We start from the raw sequence: 1,101 nt of genomic DNA, 5'->3' as shown, positions 1-1,101 counted from the left end.
CCTCACCATTTGCAATACACGTTTCAAGGTTAATAATTTCAGGATGCTCTTTTTCTGAACTCGTCAGAAAGCTTAAACGAGTGTTAAAATCATGATACTGAGCATTTTCATATAACAACCCAAGATAACTAACGTACATCTCAGATAGCCAGGGAGTCTTGCCTTCAAATGTATGATTAAACGTAATTAATGCTAATTCTTTATAGCCTCCTTTAGCCAACGCCATTGAGATAGGTGCGATAAAAGTGGAATGAACTCTTAGTTTTGAAAAGTCTTCATCAAAGATTTTTTTGATACTTTGAAGAGGAAAATCTTCTTTTGAGATAATGCTGCTTGCATGTGCTGCAAGCATACAGAAGTAGCCTAAGTTGTCAGGTGTTTTGCCCAAGGAAAGCAGTTCTGAAAGGGTTTGATTGATAAGCTTAGTGTTTCTTCTGGAACAAAACTCACTAATTAATATTCCATTACATTCTTCCTGGTTTGGTTGTGTAATCAGCTTGGATAAATCCATATCGCTCATACTATGTAAGGAGTTTCGATATTCTGAGGCCGCTTTCCTATCTAGGCACCGAAGTAGTTCCTCTATACCTCTAAATGTCATCTTTTCAACTGGTTTTTTATTCTCAGCAAGATAACTCATGAGGTCTTGATCATTAAATTGCGTATAAATAGCAAGCTGAGCAGCAATGCTGACCATTCTGTTTCCTGGAAGTGTAGATTGTCGACAGAATTCTAATAGCTTAAATTTAGTATCATCAAAAACTTGCTTTTGTTCGCTTGTAAGTAAGAAAAAATCATTAACAGCAATTTCATTTAGGCTTATACATTCAACTAAGAGTTCATACTGACCTAGATCAGCGAAAGGATCTTTTTCTCTCAAAAGTCCTATAAGTTTTTGGCATTCTTTAATTGCACTAGATTCTAAGGTTTTATCCAGTATTACACGGAGTAAAGGTGCATTCGCTGTATGTATTTCTATCGGTAGTTCTTCAACAGAATCGATCCTATCAAGTGAACGTATATAAGAAAAAGTAGTGAAACTACCAGTTGGTAAGCTCTTGAAAACAGCAGCTACCTCTGTAGGTTCTTTTAGACCCTTGA

At 36.1% G+C, this 1,101-nt stretch carries 1 protein-coding gene; it reads right to left on the bottom strand.

The window, feature by feature from the left end:
- On the bottom strand, window positions 1-1,101 hold a 1,101-nt coding region (locus H5202_RS23080; RefSeq protein WP_182774063.1), incomplete at both ends, for a hypothetical protein.

This window comes from Shewanella sp. SG41-4 (assembly GCF_014164505.1).
Taxonomy (GTDB): Bacteria; Pseudomonadota; Gammaproteobacteria; order Enterobacterales; family Shewanellaceae; genus Shewanella.
This window is presented reverse-complemented; position numbering and strand designations above follow the sequence as displayed.